The organism is Barrientosiimonas humi (genome assembly GCF_006716095.1).
GTDB lineage: Bacteria > Actinomycetota > Actinomycetes > Actinomycetales > Dermatophilaceae > Barrientosiimonas > Barrientosiimonas humi.
The window spans coordinates 2,255,582-2,275,658 of record NZ_VFOK01000001.1; the positions used below are offsets into that span (position 1 = coordinate 2,255,582).

20 protein-coding genes are annotated in these 20,077 nt (G+C 73.5%); 8 read left to right on the plus strand and 12 right to left on the minus strand.

Annotation, left to right across the window (positions count from 1 at the left end):
* The first annotated feature begins 15 nt into the window (after positions 1-15).
* A complete protein-coding gene (locus tag FB554_RS10545) occupies positions 16-240 on the plus strand; it encodes a hypothetical protein (RefSeq protein WP_142005920.1) in 225 nt (74 codons plus the stop codon).
* A 3-nt stretch (positions 241-243) separates the two neighbouring features.
* Here FB554_RS10545 and FB554_RS17125 read toward each other — a convergent pair whose 3' ends face one another.
* Positions 244-753, minus strand: a complete 510-nt coding sequence (locus tag FB554_RS17125; RefSeq protein WP_170206845.1) for a hypothetical protein — start codon at positions 751-753, stop codon at positions 244-246.
* Between the two features lie 141 nt (positions 754-894).
* The gene (locus tag FB554_RS10555; protein WP_142005921.1) at positions 895-1,911 is read right to left on the minus strand and encodes an LLM class F420-dependent oxidoreductase; all 1,017 of its coding nucleotides are present in this window, start codon (positions 1,909-1,911) and stop codon (positions 895-897) included.
* Positions 1,912-2,083: 172 nt separating this feature from the next.
* On the opposite strand from FB554_RS10555, the gene FB554_RS10560 reads away from it, so the two are divergent.
* Positions 2,084-2,686 (plus strand): SRPBCC family protein, encoded by a 603-nt coding sequence (locus FB554_RS10560; RefSeq protein WP_142005922.1) that lies wholly within the window; start codon positions 2,084-2,086, stop codon positions 2,684-2,686.
* A gap of 51 nt (positions 2,687-2,737) precedes the next feature.
* On the opposite strand, the gene purE is transcribed toward FB554_RS10560, so the two are convergent.
* Together purE and FB554_RS10570 are read right to left on the minus strand one after the other, a co-directional pair.
* A complete protein-coding gene (purE, locus tag FB554_RS10565; RefSeq protein ID WP_142005923.1) occupies positions 2,738-3,280 on the minus strand; it encodes a 5-(carboxyamino)imidazole ribonucleotide mutase in 543 nt (180 codons plus the stop codon).
* Complete coding sequence (locus tag FB554_RS10570; RefSeq protein WP_211344576.1) at positions 3,277-4,464, minus strand: 5-(carboxyamino)imidazole ribonucleotide synthase; 1,188 nt, start codon at positions 4,462-4,464, stop codon at positions 3,277-3,279. Before FB554_RS10570 ends, purE begins: the two co-directional genes overlap by 4 nt.
* Positions 4,465-4,516: 52 nt before the next feature.
* On the opposite strand from FB554_RS10570, the gene FB554_RS10575 reads away from it, so the two are divergent.
* The gene (locus FB554_RS10575) at positions 4,517-5,092 is read left to right on the plus strand and encodes a GtrA family protein (RefSeq protein ID WP_236022368.1); all 576 of its coding nucleotides are present in this window, start codon (positions 4,517-4,519) and stop codon (positions 5,090-5,092) included.
* On the opposite strand, the gene FB554_RS10580 is transcribed toward FB554_RS10575, so the two are convergent.
* The 5 genes from FB554_RS10580 to FB554_RS10600 all read right to left on the minus strand — a co-directional run bounded on the left by FB554_RS10580 (position 5,023) and on the right by FB554_RS10600 (position 9,580).
* A complete protein-coding gene (locus tag FB554_RS10580; RefSeq protein WP_142005925.1) occupies positions 5,023-6,051 on the minus strand; it encodes a sensor histidine kinase in 1,029 nt (342 codons plus the stop codon). The genes FB554_RS10575 and FB554_RS10580 overlap by 70 nt on opposite strands.
* A 28-nt stretch (positions 6,052-6,079) precedes the next feature.
* Positions 6,080-6,757, minus strand: coding sequence for a response regulator transcription factor (locus FB554_RS10585; RefSeq protein WP_142005926.1), 678 nt, complete (start codon positions 6,755-6,757; stop codon positions 6,080-6,082).
* Positions 6,758-6,825: 68 nt separating this feature from the next.
* Complete coding sequence (locus tag FB554_RS10590) at positions 6,826-7,617, minus strand: enoyl-CoA hydratase/isomerase family protein (protein WP_142005927.1); 792 nt, start codon at positions 7,615-7,617, stop codon at positions 6,826-6,828.
* Positions 7,614-8,765 (minus strand): adenylate/guanylate cyclase domain-containing protein, encoded by a 1,152-nt coding sequence (locus FB554_RS10595; protein WP_142005928.1) that lies wholly within the window; start codon positions 8,763-8,765, stop codon positions 7,614-7,616. Before FB554_RS10595 ends, FB554_RS10590 begins: the two co-directional genes overlap by 4 nt.
* Positions 8,762-9,580 (minus strand): biotin--[acetyl-CoA-carboxylase] ligase, encoded by an 819-nt coding sequence (locus tag FB554_RS10600; RefSeq protein ID WP_142005929.1) that lies wholly within the window; start codon positions 9,578-9,580, stop codon positions 8,762-8,764. The genes FB554_RS10595 and FB554_RS10600 overlap by 4 nt, the downstream gene beginning before the upstream one ends.
* An 87-nt stretch (positions 9,581-9,667) precedes the next feature.
* Here FB554_RS10600 and FB554_RS10605 point away from each other — a divergent pair, with 87 nt between their 5' ends.
* The 4 genes from FB554_RS10605 to FB554_RS10620 are packed head-to-tail and all read left to right on the plus strand — an operon-like array spanning position 9,668 to position 14,818.
* Positions 9,668-11,395 carry a DUF885 domain-containing protein gene (locus tag FB554_RS10605; protein WP_142005930.1) on the plus strand — a complete coding sequence of 576 codons (1,728 nt, stop codon included), beginning with the start codon at positions 9,668-9,670 and terminating at the stop codon, positions 11,393-11,395.
* Positions 11,392-12,222, plus strand: coding sequence for a uracil-DNA glycosylase (locus tag FB554_RS10610; RefSeq protein WP_142005931.1), 831 nt, complete (start codon positions 11,392-11,394; stop codon positions 12,220-12,222). The genes FB554_RS10605 and FB554_RS10610 overlap by 4 nt, the downstream gene beginning before the upstream one ends.
* Positions 12,223-12,242: 20 nt before the next feature.
* Complete coding sequence (locus FB554_RS10615; RefSeq protein WP_142005932.1) at positions 12,243-14,123, plus strand: Na+/H+ antiporter; 1,881 nt, start codon at positions 12,243-12,245, stop codon at positions 14,121-14,123.
* Between the two features lie 56 nt (positions 14,124-14,179).
* Positions 14,180-14,818: a Maf family protein gene (locus tag FB554_RS10620; RefSeq protein WP_142005933.1), complete on the plus strand. Its 639-nt coding sequence runs from the start codon at positions 14,180-14,182 to the stop codon at positions 14,816-14,818.
* A 36-nt stretch (positions 14,819-14,854) separates the two neighbouring features.
* Here FB554_RS10620 and FB554_RS10625 read toward each other — a convergent pair whose 3' ends face one another.
* Positions 14,855-15,913, minus strand: coding sequence for a S8 family serine peptidase (locus FB554_RS10625; RefSeq protein ID WP_142005934.1), 1,059 nt, complete (start codon positions 15,911-15,913; stop codon positions 14,855-14,857).
* A 245-nt stretch (positions 15,914-16,158) separates the two neighbouring features.
* On the opposite strand from FB554_RS10625, the gene FB554_RS10630 reads away from it, so the two are divergent.
* The gene (locus FB554_RS10630; RefSeq protein ID WP_142007558.1) at positions 16,159-17,016 is read left to right on the plus strand and encodes a PDDEXK family nuclease; all 858 of its coding nucleotides are present in this window, start codon (positions 16,159-16,161) and stop codon (positions 17,014-17,016) included.
* A gap of 144 nt (positions 17,017-17,160) precedes the next feature.
* On the opposite strand, the gene FB554_RS10635 is transcribed toward FB554_RS10630, so the two are convergent.
* Both FB554_RS10635 and FB554_RS10640 read right to left on the minus strand, forming a co-directional pair.
* Positions 17,161-18,777 carry an acyl-CoA carboxylase subunit beta gene (locus FB554_RS10635; RefSeq protein ID WP_142005935.1) on the minus strand — a complete coding sequence of 539 codons (1,617 nt, stop codon included), beginning with the start codon at positions 18,775-18,777 and terminating at the stop codon, positions 17,161-17,163.
* Between the two features lie 83 nt (positions 18,778-18,860).
* Entirely contained in the window at positions 18,861-20,042 is a 1,182-nt protein-coding gene (locus tag FB554_RS10640) for an acyl-CoA dehydrogenase family protein (RefSeq protein WP_142005936.1), read from the minus strand.
* Positions 20,043-20,077: the final 35 nt, after the last annotated feature.

The following is a 20,077-nucleotide window of genomic DNA, read 5'->3' on the forward strand; positions in this document are numbered from 1 at the left end:
TGCTAACTTTTGGCCATGAGCCACCAGCAGCCCACCCCCATCGCCAAGGACCGCGCCGGCCTGTCCGTCGGCTATCGCTTCCGGTGGCGCGTCATGTATCACCTGCTCGCCTGGGGCGGCCCGCCGCACCGCGCCCTCGACGCGGACCCGCGCGAGCGGCTGCGCCGGGAGCGGGCAGCGCGGGTCGCTGCCGCGCACGCCAGGCACGCCGCGACCCCCGCTGCCCGTCCGGCCGCCTGACGGCTAGGCCGACGCCGCGATGCGCGGCAGCAGCCCGACGTCGAACCGGTCCGGCGCCAGCCGCACCGACGCCACGACGCCCGGCTCCACCAGCCAGACCACCTGGTCGGCCGACAGCCACGCGGGGCGCCCGTCGGCGAGCGTGATGCGGCGGTAGTCCGCCTCCTCGACCGGCCGCTCCTGCCAGTCGCGCAGCCACTCGAACGCCGGCTGCGGCTCCTGCAACCAGGGCGCGCGCACGACGGTGATGCTCGCGTCGACCCGATAGCCCTCGGGCGTCTGGGACTCCCAGACCGTGGTCGAGATCTGCTCGCCGTCGTCGCCCTCGGACTCGAACGGCTGAGCCACGCCCATCCCCGCGGGCAGCTCACCGATCCAGACCCCGCCGACCTGGATCGTCATCGACGACGACCATCCCGGAGCCGCCGGTGAGTCGGCGGCGGCCGGCGCCGCCGGGGCTGCGACCACGGCCGCCGCGAGCAGCGCCGGGACGGCCATGCGAATGCGTTTCATGAAGGTCTCCTCCTCGTTGGTGAAGGAGACGCTGCCGCCGTCGACGGCTCGCGCGCACCGGGTGCGCGGCGGCCTGTGGACGGCCGCCGCCGACCGCGACAGGGTGTGGACGACCGGGGCCGGGGCCCGACGGGCGGCGGGCTACGACCGCAGCGCCGGCACGACCTCGCGCTCGAACAGCTCGATGCCGCTGGTGTCGTACGCGGCCTCGGGGAAGTTGACGATGGCGTACGTCATTCCCGCCTGCTCCAGGGCGCGCAGCTGCTCGACGACCTGCTCGGGCGTGCCCGCGCCGAGGTCGTCGCGCTGCTGGGCGACCGCGTCGACCTTGTCCTGCGACACCCCGGCCGCGCGGAAGCGCTCCTGCACCGCGCGGATGCGCTCGTTCACCTCGCGCTCGTCGCGGCCGAGGTGGATGTTGAGGTTCCCGCTGCGCACGATCTCCTCGACGTCGCGCCCGATGTCGCGGCAGTGCTCGGCCAGCACCTGGCTCTTGTGCCGGAAGGTCTCCAGGTCGCCGAGGAAGTTGGTGTAGTCGGCGTACTCCGCCGCGATGCGCAGCGTCTTGCGCTCACCGCCGCCGGCGACCCACATCGGGATGCCGTTGCGGGTCGAGCCCGGCAGCGCCGTGCCCTGCAGCGGTCGCGGCCAGCACCGCGCCCCGTCGACCTGGTAGTGCTTGCCGTCGAGCGTCGCCGAGCCGGTCGTCCACATCTGCCGGAAGATCTCCACGCCCTCGCGCAGCCGCGCGAGCCGCTCCCCCGCACCGGGGAAGCCGTAGCCGTACGCCCGCCACTCGTGCTCGTACCACCCGGCGCCGATGCCCATCTCGACCCGGCCGCCGGAGATCGCGTCGACGGTCGCCGCCACCTTGGCGAGGTAGGCCGGCTCGCGGTAGCTCATGCAGGTGCACATCTGACCGAGCCGCACCCGGTCGGTCGCCGCGGCGAACGCGGCCATCAGGGTCCACGCCTCGTGCGTCGCCTCCTCGGTCGGCTGCGGCGTGGTGTGGAAGTGGTCGTAGACCCAGATGGACTCCCAGGCCTCCTGGGCGTCGAACCGCTGGGCCAGGTCGCGCATCACGCGCCACTGGTCGGCCGGGTCGATGCCGACGAGGTCCATCCGCCAACCCTGGGGAACGAAGGCTCCGAATCGCATGGCCAAGACGCTAGTACGCCCGCGCACCGCAGGCGGGCGCCGCGCGGCCGGACATCGGACGGTCGTCCGGCACCATGGCGTCCAGGACCGCGGTCGCGCACGGCAGGCCCGGTCACCGCGAGGCGCCGACCCCCCGGACCCCCGCCCGTCCCCGACCCACCGAGGAGACCGCATGACCCAGCTCGCCGAGACCCGCCGCACGCTGTCGTACGCCGACGACCAGCAGGTGCTCACGCTCAGCCGCACCTACCCCACCGACGTCGATGACCTGTGGAACGCCTGCACCGACGCCGAGCGGATCCCGCGGTGGTTCCTGCCGATCAGCGGCGACCTGCGGCCGGGTGGCAGCTACGAGCTCGCCGGCAACGCCCACGGCACGATCGAGAGCTGCGACCCGCCGCGGGAGTTCACCGCGACCTGGGAGTACGCCGAGCAGGTGAGCCGCATCCGGGTCACCGTCACCCCCGACGGCGACCGCGCCCGGTTCACGCTCGAGCACACCGCCGGCACCGACGACGACCACTGGCGCCAGTTCGGGCCGGCGGCTGTCGGGATCGGCTGGGACGGCATGCTGCACGGGCTCGGCCTGCACGTCGAGAGCGGCGAGCCGGTCGACCCTCGGTTCGCCGCCGAGTGGATGTCCTCGGAGGAGGGCAAGGCGTTCTACCGCGAGAGCGGGGCGCGCTGGCTCGAGGCCGACCTCGCCGCGGGCACGCCCGCCGACGACGCCGAACGCCGTTGCGCCGCAACGGTTCAGGCCTACACCGGCGGCTGACCAGGAGCGCCTCGCGCAGCGGCCGGGGGTGCCCACGGTCGCTGCCGCCGCTCAGTCCTGCTGCTCCGCGACCTGCTTGCGCAGCGACTCACCCTTGGCGTGGGCGGCGGTCTTGAGGTCGTCCGCGAACGTCGCGAGCGCCTCGCGCAGCTCGACCGCCTGCTCCCCCTCGCCGGCCGCGAGCATCCGCACCGCGAGGAGCCCCGCGTTGCGCGCCCCGCCGATCGACACCGTCGCGACGGGCACCCCGGCGGGCATCTGCACGATCGACAGCAGCGAGTCCATGCCCTCGAGGTGCTTGAGCGGCACCGGGACACCGATGACCGGGAGCGTCGTGACCGAGGCGAGCATGCCCGGCAGGTGCGCCGCTCCCCCGGCCCCGGCGATGATCACCCGCAGCCCGCGCTCGGCGGCGCGGGTGCCGTAGTCGACCATCTCGTGCGGCATCCGGTGCGCCGAGACGACGTCGGCCTCGAACTCGATGCCGAAGTCGCGCAGCACGTCGGCGGCCTGCTGCATGACCGGCCAGTCGGAGTCGCTGCCCATGACGACCCCGACCTGCGGAGCGCGAGAAGCGTTGGTGTCGTTGGTCATTCGGTGACCACTCCCTGGAGGTAGTCGGCGGCGTGCTGCGCCCGCTCGCGCAGCTCGGGCAGGTCGGACCCGCTCACGTCGACGTGGCCGATCTTGCGACCGGGCCGCACGTCCTTGCCGTAGAGGTGGATCTTCAGCCCCGGGTCGCGCGCCATCAGATGACGATAGGCCGGGTAGAGGTCGGGGAAGTCGCCACCGAGCACGTTGGCCATCACGGTCCACCGGTCGCGCGGCGAGGGGTCGCCGAGCGGCAGGTCGAGCACCGCCCGCAGGTGCTGCTCGAACTGGCTGGTGACCGACCCGTCGATGGTCCAGTGACCGCTGTTGTGCGGGCGCATGGCCAGCTCGTTGACGACGTACGTCGGCTGCCCGTCGGGTGCGCGCGTCTCGAACACCTCGACGGCCAGCACACCGGTGACGCCGAGCTCGCCCGCGATGCGCAGTCCGGCCTCCGAGAGCCGGGCCGCGAGGTCGGGGTCGAGCCCCGGCGCGGGCGCGAGCACCTCGGTGCAGATGCCCTCGGTCTGCACGGTCTCGACGACGGGCCAGACGGCCGCCTGCCCCGACGGGCTGCGCGCCAGCAGCACGGCGAGCTCGCGGCGGAAGTCGACGGCCTCCTCGGCCAGCAGCCCGTCGGCGTCGGCACGCCCGAGCCAGTCGGCCGCCTCGTCGGCCGAGCGGACGAGGCGCACGCCCTTGCCGTCGTACCCGCCGCGCGGCGTCTTCAGCACGACCGGCCAGCCGTGCTCTGCCGCGAACGCCTCGAGCTCGGCCGCGTCGTGCACGGCGGCCCAGGCCGGGCACGGGATGCCGAGGTCGGTGAGCCGGCGCCGCATGCGGAGCTTGTCCTGCGCGTGGGCGAGCGCGGCCGGCGACGGGTGCAGCACGACGCCGTCGGACTCCAGCGCGGCGAGCACCTCGGCCGGCACGTGCTCGTGGTCGAAGGTGACGACGTCGACGCCCCGGGCGAACTCGCGCACGCGCTCGGTGTCGGTGTGCTCGCCGACCGGCGAGGAGGGCACGACCTGGGCGGCGCTGGCGTCGTCGGCCTCGGCCAGCACCGACAGCGTGATGCCCAGATTGATGGCCGGAGGCTGCGCCATACGGGCCAGCTGGCCCCCGCCGATGATGCCCACGACCGGGAATCCGCCGGGCGCCCGACGGGGTTGCGAGGTGCCAGTCACGGGGCACACCCTACGAGTGCGCGGCCGCGGCACGTAGAGTCACCCTGTCCACGTGGCACCGACCGAGGGAGGGAACGGCGTGCTCGAACGCCTGCGCGGCACGATGAACGTGCTGTGGCGCGAGGTCGCCAAGTTCGGCATCGTCGGTGCCGTCTGCTTCCTCATCGACTTCGGCGGGTTCAACCTGCTGGTCAACGGTCCCCTCGAGGACAAGGTCACCACCGCCAAGATCGTCAGCGGCGCGGTCGCGACCGTCTTCGCGTGGGTCGGCAACCGCTGGTGGACCTTCCGGCACCGGCACAACCGGCCGGTCGCCCACGAGGTGACGCTGTTCTTCCTGGTCAACGCCATCGCCCTCGCGATCGGCGCGGTCTGGCTGGCGTTCACCCACTACGCCCTGGGCATGGACTCCCCGCTCGCGGTCAACGTCAACGCGCTGCTCGGCATCGGCCTCGGCACGCTGTTCCGCTTCTGGGCCTACCGCCAGCTGGTGTTCGCCAACGAGCACCCCGGCGACCCGGGCGACGAGACGCCGTTCGGCGGCGAGCCGCAGCACCCTCACGCCGGCAGCGAGCCCTCGGCCTCCCCGTCGGCCGCCGAGAGGAACAGCGCGAACCGCGCCGGCTGAGCCTCGAGCAGCTCCAGCCGCCCGCCGTTGGACTGCGCCAGGTCGCGCGCCAGCGCCAGCCCGAGCCCCGTGCCGCCGGTCGTGACCCGGCGCTCGAAGACGTGCGGCGCGATGCCGGGGTCGATGCCGGCGCCCTCGTCGGTCATCTCCAGCACCACCGACGGGCCGGTGCGCCGGGCCTCGACCTCGACCAGCCCGCTGCCGTGCTCGAGGGTGTTCTCCAGCAGCGTGGAGATGATCTGGGCCAGGTCGTCGCGGCGCACCCGCAGCCGCAGCCCCCGCTCCCCCGCGATCTTGATGCTGCGCCGCGCCCGCGAGAACGCCGGCTGCCACTCCCGCTGCAGCGCCGCGAGCACCGAGTCCAGCGAGGTCTCGTCCGTGTTCCCCCCGGCGCCGGCGGGCGTGCGCCGGAGCAGGTCGTCGACCACCCTGGTCAGGCGCTCGACCTGCTCGATGCAGCTCGTGGCCTCGGCGCGCATCTCGACCGGGTCGTCGAGCATCGAGATCTCCTCGAGCCGGATGAGCAGCGCGGTGAGCGGGGTGCGCAGCTGGTGGGAGGCGTCGGAGGCGAACTGCCGCTCGTGCGCGAGCCGCTGGGTGAGCTCGACCGCCCGTTGCCGCAGCACCTCCGAGACGGAGTCGATCTCGGCGACGCCGCTGGTGACCGGGGACGCGCCGGGCCGTCGCCCCAGCGCCTCGGCCTGGCCGGCGAGCGCCGCCATCGGGCGGGCCAGCCGCTCGGCGTCGCGCCGGGCGAGCCAGGCCCCGACGCCGCCGCCCAGCAGGCCGAGCGCGATCACGAGCCCGCCGCCGAGCGCCACCACGCCCGGGCCGCCGCCGGCGCGGGCGTCGATCAGCACGTGCCACGCCCCGAACGCCGCGGACGGCAGCACGATCACCGCGACCACGACCGCGACCGTGGTGAGCGTCGAGCGCAGCAGCCGGTCGCGCAGCGGCATCAGCGCGGTCCCGGTCCGGCCAGGCGCACTAGCCGCCCGCCTCGGGGTCGAACCGGAAGCCGACCCCGCGGACCGTGGTGATGAACCGCGGCGCGGACGCGTCGTCACCGAGCTTGCGGCGCAGCACCGACACGTGCATGTCGAGGGTCTTGGTCGAGCCGTACCAGGCGGTGTCCCAGACCTCGCGCATCAGCTGCTCGCGCGAGACGACCTTGCCCTGCTCGCGCACCAGCACCCGCAGCAGGTCGAACTCCTTGGCCGTCAGCTGCAGCTCCTCGTCGCCGAAGAACGCGCGCCGGGCGTCGGCGTCGATGCGCACGGCCGGGTGCTCGCCGGCGAGCTCCAGCGGCGAGCGGCGCAGCAGCGCGCGCACCCGGGCGAGCAGCTCGGCGAGCCGGAACGGCTTCGTGACGTAGTCGTCCGCGCCGGCGTCGAGACCCACGACGGTGTCGACCTCCTCGGCACGGGCGGTGAGGATCAGCACGGGCACGGTGCGCCCCTCGGCGCGCAGCCGGCGGCAGACCTCGAGGCCGTCGATGGTCGGCAGCCCGAGGTCGAGCAGCACCAGGTCGGGGTTCTCCTTCGCGGCGGCCAGCGCGGCCTCGCCGTCGGGACAGACGTCGACGTCGTATCCCTCGCGGCGCAGGGCGCGCGCGAGGGGTTCGGAGATCGCGGGGTCGTCCTCCGCGAGCAGGACTCGCGTCATCGGAGTGATCGTAGGGTTCGGCGCCATCGGATGCTCCTGCTTCAGACCGGGTCGGGACGAGGGCGGCGTCACTGGCCCGGCCAGCGCGGTGCGCGCTTCTCGTTGAACGCCAGCACGCCCTCGGCGCGGTCGCCGGAGAACGCGGTCGCGCGCCAGCAGGCGTCCTCGACCTCGAGCCCGGTCTGCAGGTCGACGTCGAGCCCGAGCCGCATCGCCTTCTTGGCGTTGCGCAGCCCGACCGGTGAGTTCGCCGCGATCGCGCCGGCCAGCTCCAGGGCGGTCTCGCGGGCGGACCCGGCCGGCACGACCTGGTCCACGGCGCCGAGGGCGTACGCCTCGGGCGCCTTGAGCTTGGCCGCGGAGAAGATCATCCGCGCGGCGCGCGACCAGCCGACGCGACGGCCGAGCAGCTGGGTGCCGCCGCCGCCGGGGATCACCCCGACCGACACCTCGGGCAGCCCGACCAGCGCCTCCTCGCCGGCGACGATGACGTCGCAGGACAGCGCCAGCTCGAAGCCGCCACCGAGGGCGAACCCGTCGACCGCGGCGATCGCCGGCACCGGCAGGGCCAGCACCCCGCCGTACGCCGACCGCGACACCGGCCGCTGGCGCACCATCTCGGCGTCGGACAGGGCGTTGCGCTCCTTGAGGTCGGCGCCGACGCAGAACGCCCGGTCGTGGGAGGAGGTGAGCACCACGCAGCGCACCTGCGGGTCCGAGCCCAGCTCACCGGTGGCGGCCGCGATCGCCTCGGCCATCGCGGTCGACACGGCGTTCATCGCCGACGGCCGGTCGAGCACCAGCTCGGCGACGTGGCCGCCGTCGCCGTGCCGCTCGACGCGGACCAGCTGCTCGGTCATGGGGACTCCTCCTGGTCGGTGCGGTCGCTGGGTGCGGGGTCCGGCGCCGGCGAGGCACCGTGCGGGGTGCCCTCGGGCGGCGCGGGGTCGAACTGGTGCGGGTCGAGCGGGGCGAAGACCAGCTCGTCGTCGCCCTCGAGCTCGAGGGGGGCGCGGCGCAGGCTCCACGGCCGCAGCGTGCCGAGGCCGGGCAGCTCGATGGGGTCGAGCTCGTCGGTGACGAACCGCGGCGAGGTGGCCAGGCCCCACGCGACGTCGTGGTCGACGAGCACGGTGCTCGGCCGGGCCGCGGCGGTGAGCCGCGCCGCGCGGTTGACCGTGTCGCCGTAGACGTCGCCCTGGCGGGCCAGCACCCGGCCCTGCGACAGCCCGACGCGCAGGTGCGGGATCAGGTCGTCGCTGGTGACCGCGTCGACCAGGTCGAGGGCGATGTCGGCGGCCGGCACGATCTCCTGGTGGGTGAACAGGATCTCGTCGCCCACCGTCTTGACCACCGCCCCGCCGTGGCTGCTCACCACGTCGGAGGCGAGCGCCTCGAAGCGCGAGACCAGGCGAGCCAGGTCGCGCTCGCTGAGATGGCGTACGAGCTGGGTGAAGCTCACCAGGTCGGCGAACCCGACCGTGCGGCGCACGCCGACGTGGCTCTCTGGCTCGCTGTCGGCGACCAGGCGCGAGATGGCCAGCGACACGTTGCGCCGCCAGACGTAGACCAGCAACGGCTCCAGCCGGTCCATCAGGTCGGCGGTCAGCTCGGCGGTGCGGCGGGCGACGTCGCTGTCGAGCCCGATCTGCTCGCCGGCCACGAAGTCGCTGAGCAGCTGGGTCTGCCACATCGCGAGGCGGTCGGTGCTGCGGCCGTACGCCCGCGCCAGCCCGCGCGCGGTCGGGCCGGGCAGCAGGCCGTTCTGCACGCTCTCGACGACGTCGCGCAGCGCCTCGACGTCGGCTGCGGTGAAGACCCGGTCGTCGTCGCGCGCGCTCGCGAATCCCAAGGAACGCCAAAGGTTCTCGGCCGCCTCCTGGGTGACGCCGACCTCGGCGGCGACGTCGGTGCGGGTGAACTCGCGACCCCCGCCCATGATCCGTGCCTCGATGGAGTCGACGAACTCTGCGCGGTCCCAGTCGGGGCGTGGTTCCTGGTCGCTCATGCGGCTCCCTGCGGGCGCACGTGCACCACGTCGCCGACCGCGAGCGCGTGGCGCCGCCCGCCGGTGTCGACCACGATGCGGCCCTCGCCGTCGATGTCCACCGCGTCGCCGACGATGTCGCCGGCGTCACGCTCGACGCGCACGGTCGAGCCGAGGGTGACGCAGGCGGCGCGGTAGGCGTCCTGTGCGGCGATCAGCTCGGCCCCGCCCGCGGTCCAGGCGCGCTCGGCGACCGCGAGCTCGGTGAGCAGCGCCGCGGCCAGCTCGGCGCGGTCGGGACTGCCGCCGCCGGCCAGCCGCAGCGAGGTCGCGGTGGGCACCGGCAGCTCGTCGGCGGTGAGGTCGACGTTGGTGCCGACGCCGGCGACCACGACAGGGGCGTCGGCGTGGGTGGTGGTCGCGCACAGGATGCCGGCGACCTTGCCCCACGGCCGGTCGTCGGAGGGGCGGGCGAGCACGTCGTTGGGCCACTTCAGCCCGACCCGGGCGCCGGTCGCGCCGAGCGCGCGGTGGGCGGCGAGGCCGACCAGCAACGGCACCCAGCCCCAGCGGCGGGGGTCGGCGGGCAGCGGCAGCACCGCGCTGACCGCGAGCGCCGAGCCGGGCGGCGCGCTCCAGGTGCGGGTCATCCGGCCGCGCCCGGCGGACTGGTGGTCGGCGACGACCACGCGCCCCGGGACGGGGTCGGTCATGGCCTCGGCGTTGGTGGACCCGATCGTGCCGTGCACCTCCGGCCGCGCCCAGCGCGACCCGCGCAGCCTGGTCTCGAGCAGGGGCCCGTCGGTCGCTGGGCGCTCGGGGTGGCTGTGGCTCACGTCACCAAGGGTATGGGTGGGGCTCGCGCGCCCGGAGAGACGCCTGTTCGCCGGCGCGGTGCCGCCGCCGCGAGCACCCGCAACCCGATGGCCGCGCCCCGCTCGCGTGCCTATTGTCGGAGCGTGAACCAGACCCCCACGCGCAAGCCGACCGCCGTCGACGCGATCGCCGAGAAGTACCACGACGAGAGCCTGGCCCTCAGCCCCATCATGGCGACCTACCTCGGAGTGCCGGGGCACGACGGCGAGCTCGACGACTTCTCCCCCGCCGGCCTCGCCGAGCACGCGGAGCTGCGCGAGCGCACGCTGCGCGAGCTGGGTGCGGCCGAGCCCGAGGACGAGGTCGACCGGGTGACGGTGTCGGCGATGACCGAGCGGCTGGGGCTGGCCCAGGAGTTCCACGAGGCCGGGCTCGACGCGATGGCGCTCAACAACATCGCCTCGCCGCTGCAGGAGATGCGCGACGTGCTCGACCTGATGCCGACCGGCACCTCCGAGCAGTGGTCGACGGTGGCCGCGCGGCTGCGCGCGATGCCGGCGGCGCTGGACCAGTGGTTCGAGTCGCTCGAGCAGGCCCGCGGCGAGGGCCGGGTGGCCGCGCGCCGGCAGGTCGAGGCGTGCATCCAGCAGACCACGGACCACACCGCCGACGACGGATACTTCGCCACGCTCGTGCGCGACGCCCGGGCCGGCGACGACGAGCTGTCCGACGACGTGCGCGAGGACCTGGCCGAGGCGGTGCGCGAGGCCGCGCAGGCGTACGCCAAGGCCGGCGAGCGGCTGCGCGCGGACGTGCTGCCGCACGCCCCGGAGGCCGACGGGTGCGGCCGGGAGATCTACCCGCTGTACTCCCGCACCTTCCTCGGCGCGAGCGTCGACCTGGAGGAGACGTACGCCTGGGGCCAGGAGGAGCTGGCCCGCATCGGCGCCGAGATGGCCGAGACCGCCGAGCGGGTCAAGCCGGGCGCGAGCGTCAAGGAGGCGCTGGCGGCGCTGGACGCCGACCCGGCCTATCAGCTGCAGGGCACCGACGCGCTGCGGGAGTGGATGCAGGCCAAGGCCGACGAGGCGATCAGCGAGCTGGCCGGCACCCACTTCGACGTCCCCGACCCGGTGCGCACGATCGAGTGCATGATCGCGCCGACGCAGACCGGCGGGATCTACTACACCGGCCCCAGCGAGGACTTCTCCCGCCCGGGCCGGATGTGGTGGTCGGTGCCCAAGGGCGTGACCGAGTTCGGCACCTGGCGCGAGCTCACGACCGTCTACCACGAGGGCGTGCCGGGGCATCACCTGCAGGTCGCCCAGACGATGTACCGCTCCGAGCTGCTCAACTCCTGGCGCCGGATGGACGCCTGGACCTCCGGCCACGGCGAGGGCTGGGCGCTCTACGCCGAGCGGCTGATGGACGAGCTGGGATATCTCGACGACCCCGGCAACCGGATGGGCATGCTCGACGGCCAGTCGCTGCGCGCCGCGCGGGTGGTGCTCGACATCGGGTTCCACTGCGGCTTCGAGGCGCCCGACGAGGTCGGCGGCGGCGAGTGGACCTACGACAAGGCCTGGGAGTTCCTCGGCGCGCACTGCGACATGAACGAGGGCTTCCTGCGGTTCGAGCTCGACCGCTACCTCGGGTGGCCGGGCCAGGCACCGTCGTACAAGATCGGCGAGCGGCTGTGGTTGCAGCTGCGCGACGAGGTCAAGCAGCGCGAGGGAAACTCCTTCGACCTCAAGGCTTTTCACCGTCGGGCGCTCGACATCGGTGGCGTCGGTCTCGACACGCTGCGCGAGGCGGTGCTCGCGCCATCGGCATGAGCCCGCGGCGCGAGCCGCACCCGGTCACCGGCGAGCTGTTCGCCTCTCCCGTGCCGCCCGGCCGGGGCTGGCCCGGCGACCCCGCGACGGCCCGCACGCCCGTCGCCCGTGACGCCGACGACGTCACCCGGCTCGCGGGCTCGGCCCGCTCGCTGGAGGTGCTGAACGCCCGCATCTCGGTGTGCCGGGCCTGCCCGCGGCTGGTCGAGTGGCGCGAGCGGGTCGCGACGAGCGGGCGGCGGGCCTCGTTCGCCGACCAGCCGTACTGGGGCCGACCGGGTCCGGGCTTCGGCGACCCCGAGGCCGAGGTGCTGATCGTGGGGCTCGCGCCGGCGGCCAACGGCACCAACCGCACCGGCCGGCTGTTCACCGGCGACCGGTCGGGCGACTGGCTGTACGCCGCGCTGCACCGGGCGGGGTACGCCAACCAGCCGGAGTCGTGGGCGGCCGGGGACGGTCTGCGGCTCGACGGGATCCGCATCGCGGCGGCGGTGCGCTGCGCTCCCCCGGACAACAAGCCGTCGACGGACGAGAAGGCCACCTGCGCGCCGTGGCTGGACCGCGACCTGCAGCTGGCCGAGCCGCGGCTGCGCTCGATGCTGGCGCTCGGCTCGATCGGCTGGGACGCCGCGCTCGGGGCGGCCCGACGGCTCGGCTGGACCGTGCCGCGGCCCAAGCCGAGGTTCGGGCACGGCGTCGAGGCGACGCTGACGACGGCCGCCGGCGCGGACGTACGACTGCTCGGCAGCTATCACGTGAGCCAGCAGAACACCTTCACCGGCCGGCTCACCGAGGCGATGCTGGACGAGGTCATCGCGCGGCTGTGACGCCGGGTTAGATTCCGGGCATGTCGGTCGCCCTGCCCCTCCTGCTGCTCGTCGCCGCCGTGGTCGCGGTGTCGGCCGTGGCCCGCAAGGTGGGGCTGTCGGCGCCGCTGCTGCTCACCGGGATCGGCGCGATCGCCTCGTTCGTGCCGGGCATGCCGGTGGTCGAGGTCGACGCCGAGCTGGTGCTGCTGGGCTTCCTGCCGCCGCTGCTGTTCGCCGCCGCGAGCCAGACCTCGCTCATCGACCTGCGGCGCGACAAGGTGCAGATCCTGCGGCTGTCGGTCGGGCTGGTGCTGTTCACGACGTTCGGCGTGGCGCTGGTGGCGTGGTGGCTGCTGCCGATCGACTTCGCGGCCGCGGTCGCGCTCGGGGCGGTCGTGGCGCCGCCCGACGCGGTCGCGGCGACGGCGGTGGCCCGGCGCATCGGGCTGCCGCGGCGCATCGTGTCGATCCTCGAGGGCGAGTCGCTGTTCAACGACGCGACCGCGCTGGTGACGCTGCGCACCGCGCTCGCCGCGACCGCCAGCGCGGTGTCGGTGTGGAGCGCCGGGCTGGACTTCCTGCGCGCCTCGGTCGGTGGCGCGCTGGTGGGGCTGGTCGCGTTCTTCCTGATCGCGCGCGTGCGTCGCCACATCAAGGACACGACCACGAGCGTGGTGCTGTCGTTCATGTCGCCGTGGCTGGCGTACCTGCCCGCGGAGGAGATCCACGCCTCCGGCGTCATCGCCGCGGTGGTGTGCGGGGTGCTGCTCGCGCACAAGGCGCCCTACCTGCAGACCGCGCAGTCGCGCGTCGCCGAGCGCGCCAACTGGGCCAGCGTGCAGTTCGTGCTGGAGAACCTGGTGTTCCTGCTCATCGGGCTGCAGGCCGCGGCGATCTTCGACCACGTCGACGAGAGCGGCCTGAGCTACGGCCAGGTGTTCGTCGCCGCGCTCGCCGTGCTCGCGACGGTGATACTGCTGCGGCCGGTCTGGATCGTGGGGTTCGCCCTGCTCGCGCGCTCGCGCCCCGGCATCAGCAGCGGGCTGCGCCTGCGCGAGTCGCTGGTCGCCAGCTGGGCCGGCATGCGCGGCGTGGTGACGCTCGCGGCGGCGTTCACCATCACCGCCGAGGAGGTGCCGCAGCGCGACGTGCTGATCTTCGTCGCGCTCGTCGTCACCATCGGCACGCTGGTGATCCAGGGGTTCACGCTCGGCTGGGTCGCGCGCCGCTGCGGGCTGCACGCGCCCGACCCGCGCGAGGACGCCCTGCAGCAGGCCCAGCTGCTGCAGGCCGCGGTGGGCGCCGGGCTGCACCGGCTGAAGGAGGAGGTCCAGCAGTCGACCGACCAGGTCGACGAGCGGGTGCTGATGTCGCTGCGCGCCACCTCCGAGCGGCGCGCCAACCTCGCCTGGGAGCGGCTCGGACGCTCCAGCGCCGAGGGGGCCGAGAGCCCGACCGCGGCCTACCGGCGGCTGCGGCTCGACATGCTCGACGCCGAGCGCGCCAAGGTGCTGAAGTGGCGTGACAAGGGCGTCATGGACCACGAGGTGCTCGGCGAGGTCATGCAGTCGATCGACGTGGAGGAGTCGATGATCAGCGCGATCGAGACCCGCGACGCCGAGGCCCGCGAGCGCATCCTGCTCACCCCGGAGAACCGCCGCGGCGGGTGCGTCGACCTGCAGGAGGCGCCCTCCACCATCGACCCGCTGACCCACGAGGACACCTGCCCCGAGTGCCTGCGCGAGGGCCTCGACCCGGTGCAGCTGCGGCTGTGCCTCACCTGCGGCAACGTCGGCTGCTGCGACTCCTCCGTCGGCAAGCACGCGACCAAGCACCACGAGGCCACCGGCCACCCGGTCAGCCGCTCGTTCGAGCCGGGTGAGGCGTGGCCCGCCGTGACTGTGCAGGACACGCGGTAGGCGTCGCGTTCGCAACCGCGTGTCCTGCACAGTCACGGAGCGGATAGCCTCCGGCCATGGCGCTCCCGCTCGTGCTGGCCTCGGCCTCCCCCGCCCGACTCACCACCCTGCGCGCCGCCGGGGTCGAGCCGACCGTGGTGGTCTCCGACGTCGACGAGCCGGCGCTGGTCGAGCGCGCGGAGCACGAGTTCGGCGACCTCGGGGCCGAGGACGTGGCGCTGCTGCTCGCGCGCGCCAAGTGCGAGGCGGTGGCCGCGACGCTCGGTGAGGAGGACGTACACCCCGGGCTGGTCCTCGGCTGCGACTCCGTGCTCGAGCTCGACGACGAGGTGCACGGCAAGCCCGCCGACGCGGCCGAGGCGATCGCGCGGTGGCAGCGGATGCGCGGGCGGTCCGGGGTGCTGCACACCGGGCACTGGCTGATCGACGACCGCGACGACGGCACCGGCGCGACCATCGGCGCGGTCGCCTCGACCACCGTGCACTTCGCCGATCTCGACGACGCCGAGATCGAGGCGTACGTCGGCACCGGCGAGCCGCTGCGCGTCGCCGGCGCGTTCACGATCGACGGACTCGGCGGGGCGTACGTCCGGGGCATCGAGGGCGACCACCACAACGTCGTCGGGCTGAGCCTGCCGCTGCTGCGGGAGCTGCTCGCCGACGTGGGCGTGGCCTGGCGCGACCTGCGGGGGTAGCCCCCTCCCCCGCGCATGCGGGAGAGGGGGGTGCGGTCAGCGCGGGGCGTTCGCCGCGGCGACGGCGTCGACGATGCCGCGGCCGTAGAGCGGGTTGTAGCCGCCGCGCGTGCCGAGCAGCGGGTCGACCGCCGTGCTGAGCAGCGACGCCTGCACGTTGTCGACGCTGCGCCCCTGGCCGAACAGCAGCGCGGCGACGCCAGCCACGTGCGGGGTGGCCATCGAGGTGCCGGCGAACGGCGCGTAGTCGCCCCCGTCGGTGCCCGTCCCGCGCGGGACCGTCGACCAGATGTCGTTGTCGCCACCCGTGCCCGCGCCCCCCGGAGCGGCCATCGAGTTGAGGTCGAGCTTGACCGGCAGCTCGGAGTAGTACGCCTTGTTCTTGTTGCGGTCGACCGCACCCACGCAGATCGCCTCGCTGGAGAACGCCGGGTCGTTGCAGAGCACCGTCGAGGTGTTGCCGGCGGCGGCGACGGTCAACGCGCCCTTGTCACGGGCGTACGAGATCGCTTGTGTCACAGAAGGATCCACGAGCGAGAGCAGCTGGGTGCCGGGGAGACCGCCGAGCGAGAGGTTGATGACCTTGGCGCCGCGGTCGGCCGCCCAGCGGATGCCGGAGGCGACGTCGGCGTTGGTGCCGCTGCCGTCCTCGAGCACCTTCACCGGCAGGATGCGCGCGTCGGGTGCGACCCCCGCGACCCCGATGCCGTTGTCGCGCACGGCCGCGACGGTGCCGGAGACGTGGGTGCCGTGCACGTCGGGGTCCTGCCCGACGCCGTCGACGCCCTTCCAGTCGCCGTTGCCGCACGGCTTCTGGCCCTCCGGGCAGCCGGCGAACGTCGCACCCTGCAGCAGGCGCCCCTGCAGGTCGGGCTGGCTGAAGTCGACGCCCGTGTCGACGACCGCGACGGTGACCCCCTCACCGGTGGTCGTCGGCCATACCTGCTCGGCGCCCGTCATCTGCAGACCCCACAGCTTGGGGTAGAGCGGGTCGTTGGTCGCGGCCTGCGCGCCGGGGGCGGAGGCGACCGCGAGCAGGGCGATCGCACCGGTGGCGAGGAGGGTGCGGGTGGTGCGGGGCGTGGTGGGGGTCATGGGGGACCTTTCCGTGGCGGAAACGATCCGTCATGCGTAGCACAGGCGGTTACCCCTACGTAGGTTTCGGAGGCGGTGGATTGCCGGGCGGGGCGGGCCCGCCCGACCCCGAGACCGACGTACGCCCTCGCCGAGTGGTCACTTGTCGTGGGTTCGCGAGCGTGGAGACCAGCACGAAGTGACCACTCGACGGGGCTGTGGATAACTTTCCGAGCCGTCCCGCGATCTTCGCCAGGATCGGCAAGGTGCAGCGCAGGTCTCTCCCCCGCCAGCTCGGGCCGCAGTTCGCGGTCGCCGAGGCCCGCTCGCTCGGCGTGCCGCCGGGCCGACTGCGCGCGCGGGACCTGCAGGCGCCGTTCCGCGGCGTGCGGATGAGCCCGAGCGACGACGAGCTGTGCCGCCTCCTCGCCCTGCAGACCGTGCTCCCGAGCTCGGCCGGCTTCAGCCACAGCACCGCCGCCCTGCTGTGGTTGCTCCCCCTGCCGCTGGCGCTGCAGAGCTATGCCGCCCTGCACGTCACCGTGCCCGCGGGTGCGCCCCGGCCCCGGCGTCAGGGCGTGGTGGCCCACCGCGGCGACCGCGACCTCGAGGTGTGGCGGACGCTGCGCCGCACCTCCCTCGGCGCCACCTGGTGCGACCTCGCCACCCAGCTCAGCGTGACCGAGCTCGTCCAGGCGGGCGACGTGATCCTCAACCGCGAGGGCTGGGACGTGCCGGCGCTCGAGCAAGCCGTCGCCGAGCACCCCGGCCAGCGCGGGCGTACGGCACTGCGCTCGGCCCTGCGCCTCGTGCGCCCCGGCAGCGGCTCACCGCGCGAGACGCTGCTGCGCCTGCTGTTCGCCGAGTGGGGACTGCCGGAGCCGGAGCTCAACGCGCACGTGAGCAACGAGGCCGGCTGGCTCGCCACCGTCGACTTCCTCTGGCGCGAGCAGGGCGTGGTGGCGGAGTACTACGGCGCCGTGCACGGTCCGACCTGGAAGCAGGACCTCGCGCGGGCGGCCCTGCTCGAGGACGAGGGGCTGCGCGTCGTGGTGATCACCGACGACGACGTACGCCGTCGGCAGCTCGAGCTGCGCGCTCGGCTGGAGCGGTTGCTGGCCTGAGCGGTCGGCGCTGCGTCGCCCGGCCCCTGGAGGGGGCAGTCAGAGTCGCGAGTGGTCACTTGTTGCGGGTGCGACTGGGCTGCAACCAGCAAGAAGTGACCACTCAACCGCGCCGACGCAGGTTCGGAGACGCGACAGACCAGATCACACCGGCGGGATCGACCTGCGGCGGGTGGAGAACAAGCGGTCGCGGCGGGCGGCGTAGCGCAACCGGTGCAGCAGCTCCCCGCGCAGCTCGTCGGCCTCGATGATCCCGTCCACGACCAGGTCCGCGGCCAGCCGCTCCAGGTCGACGTCCTCGAGGTACTCCTCGCGCATCCGCTGCACGAACGCCTCGCGCTCGGCCTCGTCCTCGATCGCCGCGATCTTGTTGGCGTAGACCGCGTTGACGGCGGCCTCGGGCCCCATCACCGCGATGCGCGCGGTCGGCAGCGCGAGCGTCGCGTCCGGGCCGAAACCCGGGCCGCCCATCGCGTAAAGGCCTGCGCCGTAAGCCTTTCGGAGCACGATGCAGAACTGCGGCACCGTCGCCTCGGACACGGCCGACACCATCTTCGCGCCGTGCCGGATGATCCCGCCGCGCTCGACCTCGGACCCGATCATGAAGCCCGGCACGTCCGCCAGGTAGAGGATCGGGACGGAGTAGGCGTCGCACATCCAGATGAACCGCGCGGCCTTGTCGGCGCTGTCGGTGAACAGCACCCCGCCCTTGACCATCGAGTTGTTCGCGACGATGCCGACCGTGCGCCCCTCCATGCGCCCGAAGCCCACGACGAGCTCGGCGGCGAACAGCGGCTTGATCTCGAAAAAGCTGTCGTCGTCGACCAGTCCGTCGATCACGTCGTGCACGTCGAACGGCTGCGACTCCTTCTCCGGCACGGTCGCGGAGGTGAGCGGCGCGGCCGGCTCCTCGGGGACGTACGTCGGGGTCTCGTCGTGCCACGTGCCCGGCAGGTAGGAGAAGAACAGCTTCGCGAGCTCGATCGCCTCGGTGTCGTCCTCGGCGAGCAGGTCGCCGACGCCGCTGACGGTGCAGTGCATCCGCGCCCCGCCCATCTCCTCCAGCGTGACCTTCTCGCCGACGACCATCTCGGCCATGCGCGGGCTGCCGAGGTACATCGACGCATTGCCCTCGACCATGATGATCAGGTCGGTGAAGCTCGGGATGTACGCCCCGCCCGCCGCCGACGGGCCGAAGAGACAACAGATCTGGGGCACCTTGCCCGACAGCGCGACCTGGTTGTGGAAGATCCGCCCGGCGCCGCGGCGGCCCGGGAACATCTCGACCTGGTCGGTGATCCGCGCGCCGGCGGAGTCGACGAACCAGAAGACCGGCAGCTCCTCGCGCAGCGCCATCTCGGTCGCGCGCACGATCTTCTCGACGGTGCGCGAGCCCCACGACCCCGCCTTCACCGACGGGTCGTTCGCGATAACGATCGCCGCGCGCCCGTCGACGGTGCCGCGCCCGGTCACCACCCCGTCGGCCGGCAGCCCCTCGGCGGTGGCGTTGGCGTAGCGCCCGTCCTCCACGAAGCTGCCCTCGTCGAACAGCAGCGCGATGCGGTCGCGCACGAACAGCTTGTTCTGGCTGTCGAGCTTGGCCTTGGCCTTCTCGCTCGGCGCGGCCGAGGCGGCGTACGCACCCGCCAGCCGCTCGCGTACGTCGGCGACGCGGGGGTCGCCGCCGGGGGTCTCGATACGCGGCTCGGCTAGCGCCTCGCCGCTACTCGACCGACTTTCCTCTCTCGCCTCGCCGCTCATGCCCTCTGTCGCGCTCGGTCGCGCTTCGTTCCGGCCGCGTGCTCCTTCGTCGCCCGCAACCTGCACTGCGCGCTCCTCGCCGCTCATGCCGGCAGCCCCAAGCCGCGCGCGATCACCATGCGCTGCACCTCCGAGGTGCCCTCACCGATCTCCAGGATCTTCGCGTCGCGATAGAACCGGGCGACGGGGTACTCCTCCATGAAGCCGTTGCCGCCGAAGATCTGCGTCGCGATGCGCGTGGCGGTGACGGCGGCCTCGGTCGAGTAGAGCTTCGCGATGGCCGCGGCCTGCTTGACCTCGGCGACGGAGCGGCGGCCGGCGTCGTGCTCGTCCTTGAGCCAGGCCGCCTTGTAGGTCAGCAGCCGCGCCGCCTCGACCATGACCGCGAGGTCGGACACCTGGAACGAGACGCCCTGGTTGACCCCGATCGGCCGGCCGAACGCCTGCCGCGTCTTGGCGTAGTCGCTCGCGGCCTCGAGGCAGGCCTGCGCGAGCCCGACGGACAGCGCGCTGATCGCGATGCGGCCGTCGTCGAGCGTCTTGAGGAACTGCTTGAACCCGGCGCCGCGCTCGCCCAGCAGGTTCTCCTCGGGCACGACGCAGCTCTCGAACGTCAGCCCGTGCGTGTCGGAGGAGTGCCAGCCGAGCTTGCGGTAGGGCGGCTCGACCGTGAATCCCGTTGTGCCAGAAGGAATCATGATGGCGCTGATCTCGGGCTTGCCGTCGGCGTGCTCGCCGGTGCGCGCGGTGACGGTGACCACGGACGTACGGTCGGTGCCGGAGTTGGTGATGAACGCCTTCGCGCCGTTGATCGTCCACTGGCCGTCGGCGAGCGTCGCGCGAGTCTTGGTCGCGCCGGCGTCGGAGCCCGCCTCGGGCTCGGTGAGCCCGAAGCCCGCGAGCGTGCGACCGGCCACCAGGTCCGGGAGGAAGCGCTGCTTCTGCTCGTCGGTGCCGTACGTCAGGATCGGGTTGATCCCGAGCCCCACCCCGGCCGAGAGCGTGATGCCGACCGACTGGTCGACCCGACCGAGCTCCTCGATCGCGAGGCACAGGTAGGTGAAACCGCCCTCGTCGAGCCCGGCCCCGCCGAACTCCTCGGGGACGACCAGACCGAACAGCCCCAGCTCGCCCATCTGCGGCACGAGGTGGGAGGGGAAGTGGTGGTCGCGGTCCCACTGCTCGATGTGCGGGGCGATCTCGCGCTCGGCGAAGTCGCGCACGACGCCGCGGAACTCCTCGTGGTCCTTGGTCAGCTCGAACACCGTTGTCGGCCTCTCGATCGTTCGGGTCGCGTGAT

Excerpts from the sequence above, each read along its gene's own strand:
- FB554_RS10545 (WP_142005920.1), top strand. The coding sequence starts at position 16 with ATGAGCCACCAGCAGCCCACCCCCATCGCCAAGGACCGCGCCGGCCTG.
- FB554_RS17125 (WP_170206845.1), bottom strand. The coding sequence starts at position 753 with ATGAAACGCATTCGCATGGCCGTCCCGGCGCTGCTCGCGGCGGCCGTG.
- FB554_RS10555 (WP_142005921.1), bottom strand. The coding sequence starts at position 1,911 with ATGCGATTCGGAGCCTTCGTTCCCCAGGGTTGGCGGATGGACCTCGTC.
- FB554_RS10560 (WP_142005922.1), top strand. The coding sequence starts at position 2,084 with ATGACCCAGCTCGCCGAGACCCGCCGCACGCTGTCGTACGCCGACGAC.
- purE (WP_142005923.1), bottom strand. The coding sequence starts at position 3,280 with ATGACCAACGACACCAACGCTTCTCGCGCTCCGCAGGTCGGGGTCGTC.
- FB554_RS10580 (WP_142005925.1), bottom strand. The coding sequence starts at position 6,051 with ATGCCGCTGCGCGACCGGCTGCTGCGCTCGACGCTCACCACGGTCGCG.
- FB554_RS10585 (WP_142005926.1), bottom strand. The coding sequence starts at position 6,757 with ATGACGCGAGTCCTGCTCGCGGAGGACGACCCCGCGATCTCCGAACCC.
- FB554_RS10590 (WP_142005927.1), bottom strand. The coding sequence starts at position 7,617 with ATGACCGAGCAGCTGGTCCGCGTCGAGCGGCACGGCGACGGCGGCCAC.
- FB554_RS10595 (WP_142005928.1), bottom strand. The coding sequence starts at position 8,765 with ATGAGCGACCAGGAACCACGCCCCGACTGGGACCGCGCAGAGTTCGTC.
- FB554_RS10605 (WP_142005930.1), top strand. The coding sequence starts at position 9,668 with ATGGCCGCGCCCCGCTCGCGTGCCTATTGTCGGAGCGTGAACCAGACC.
- FB554_RS10610 (WP_142005931.1), top strand. The coding sequence starts at position 11,392 with ATGAGCCCGCGGCGCGAGCCGCACCCGGTCACCGGCGAGCTGTTCGCC.
- FB554_RS10615 (WP_142005932.1), top strand. The coding sequence starts at position 12,243 with ATGTCGGTCGCCCTGCCCCTCCTGCTGCTCGTCGCCGCCGTGGTCGCG.
- FB554_RS10620 (WP_142005933.1), top strand. The coding sequence starts at position 14,180 with ATGGCGCTCCCGCTCGTGCTGGCCTCGGCCTCCCCCGCCCGACTCACC.
- FB554_RS10625 (WP_142005934.1), bottom strand. The coding sequence starts at position 15,913 with ATGACCCCCACCACGCCCCGCACCACCCGCACCCTCCTCGCCACCGGT.
- FB554_RS10635 (WP_142005935.1), bottom strand. The coding sequence starts at position 18,777 with ATGAGCGGCGAGGCGAGAGAGGAAAGTCGGTCGAGTAGCGGCGAGGCG.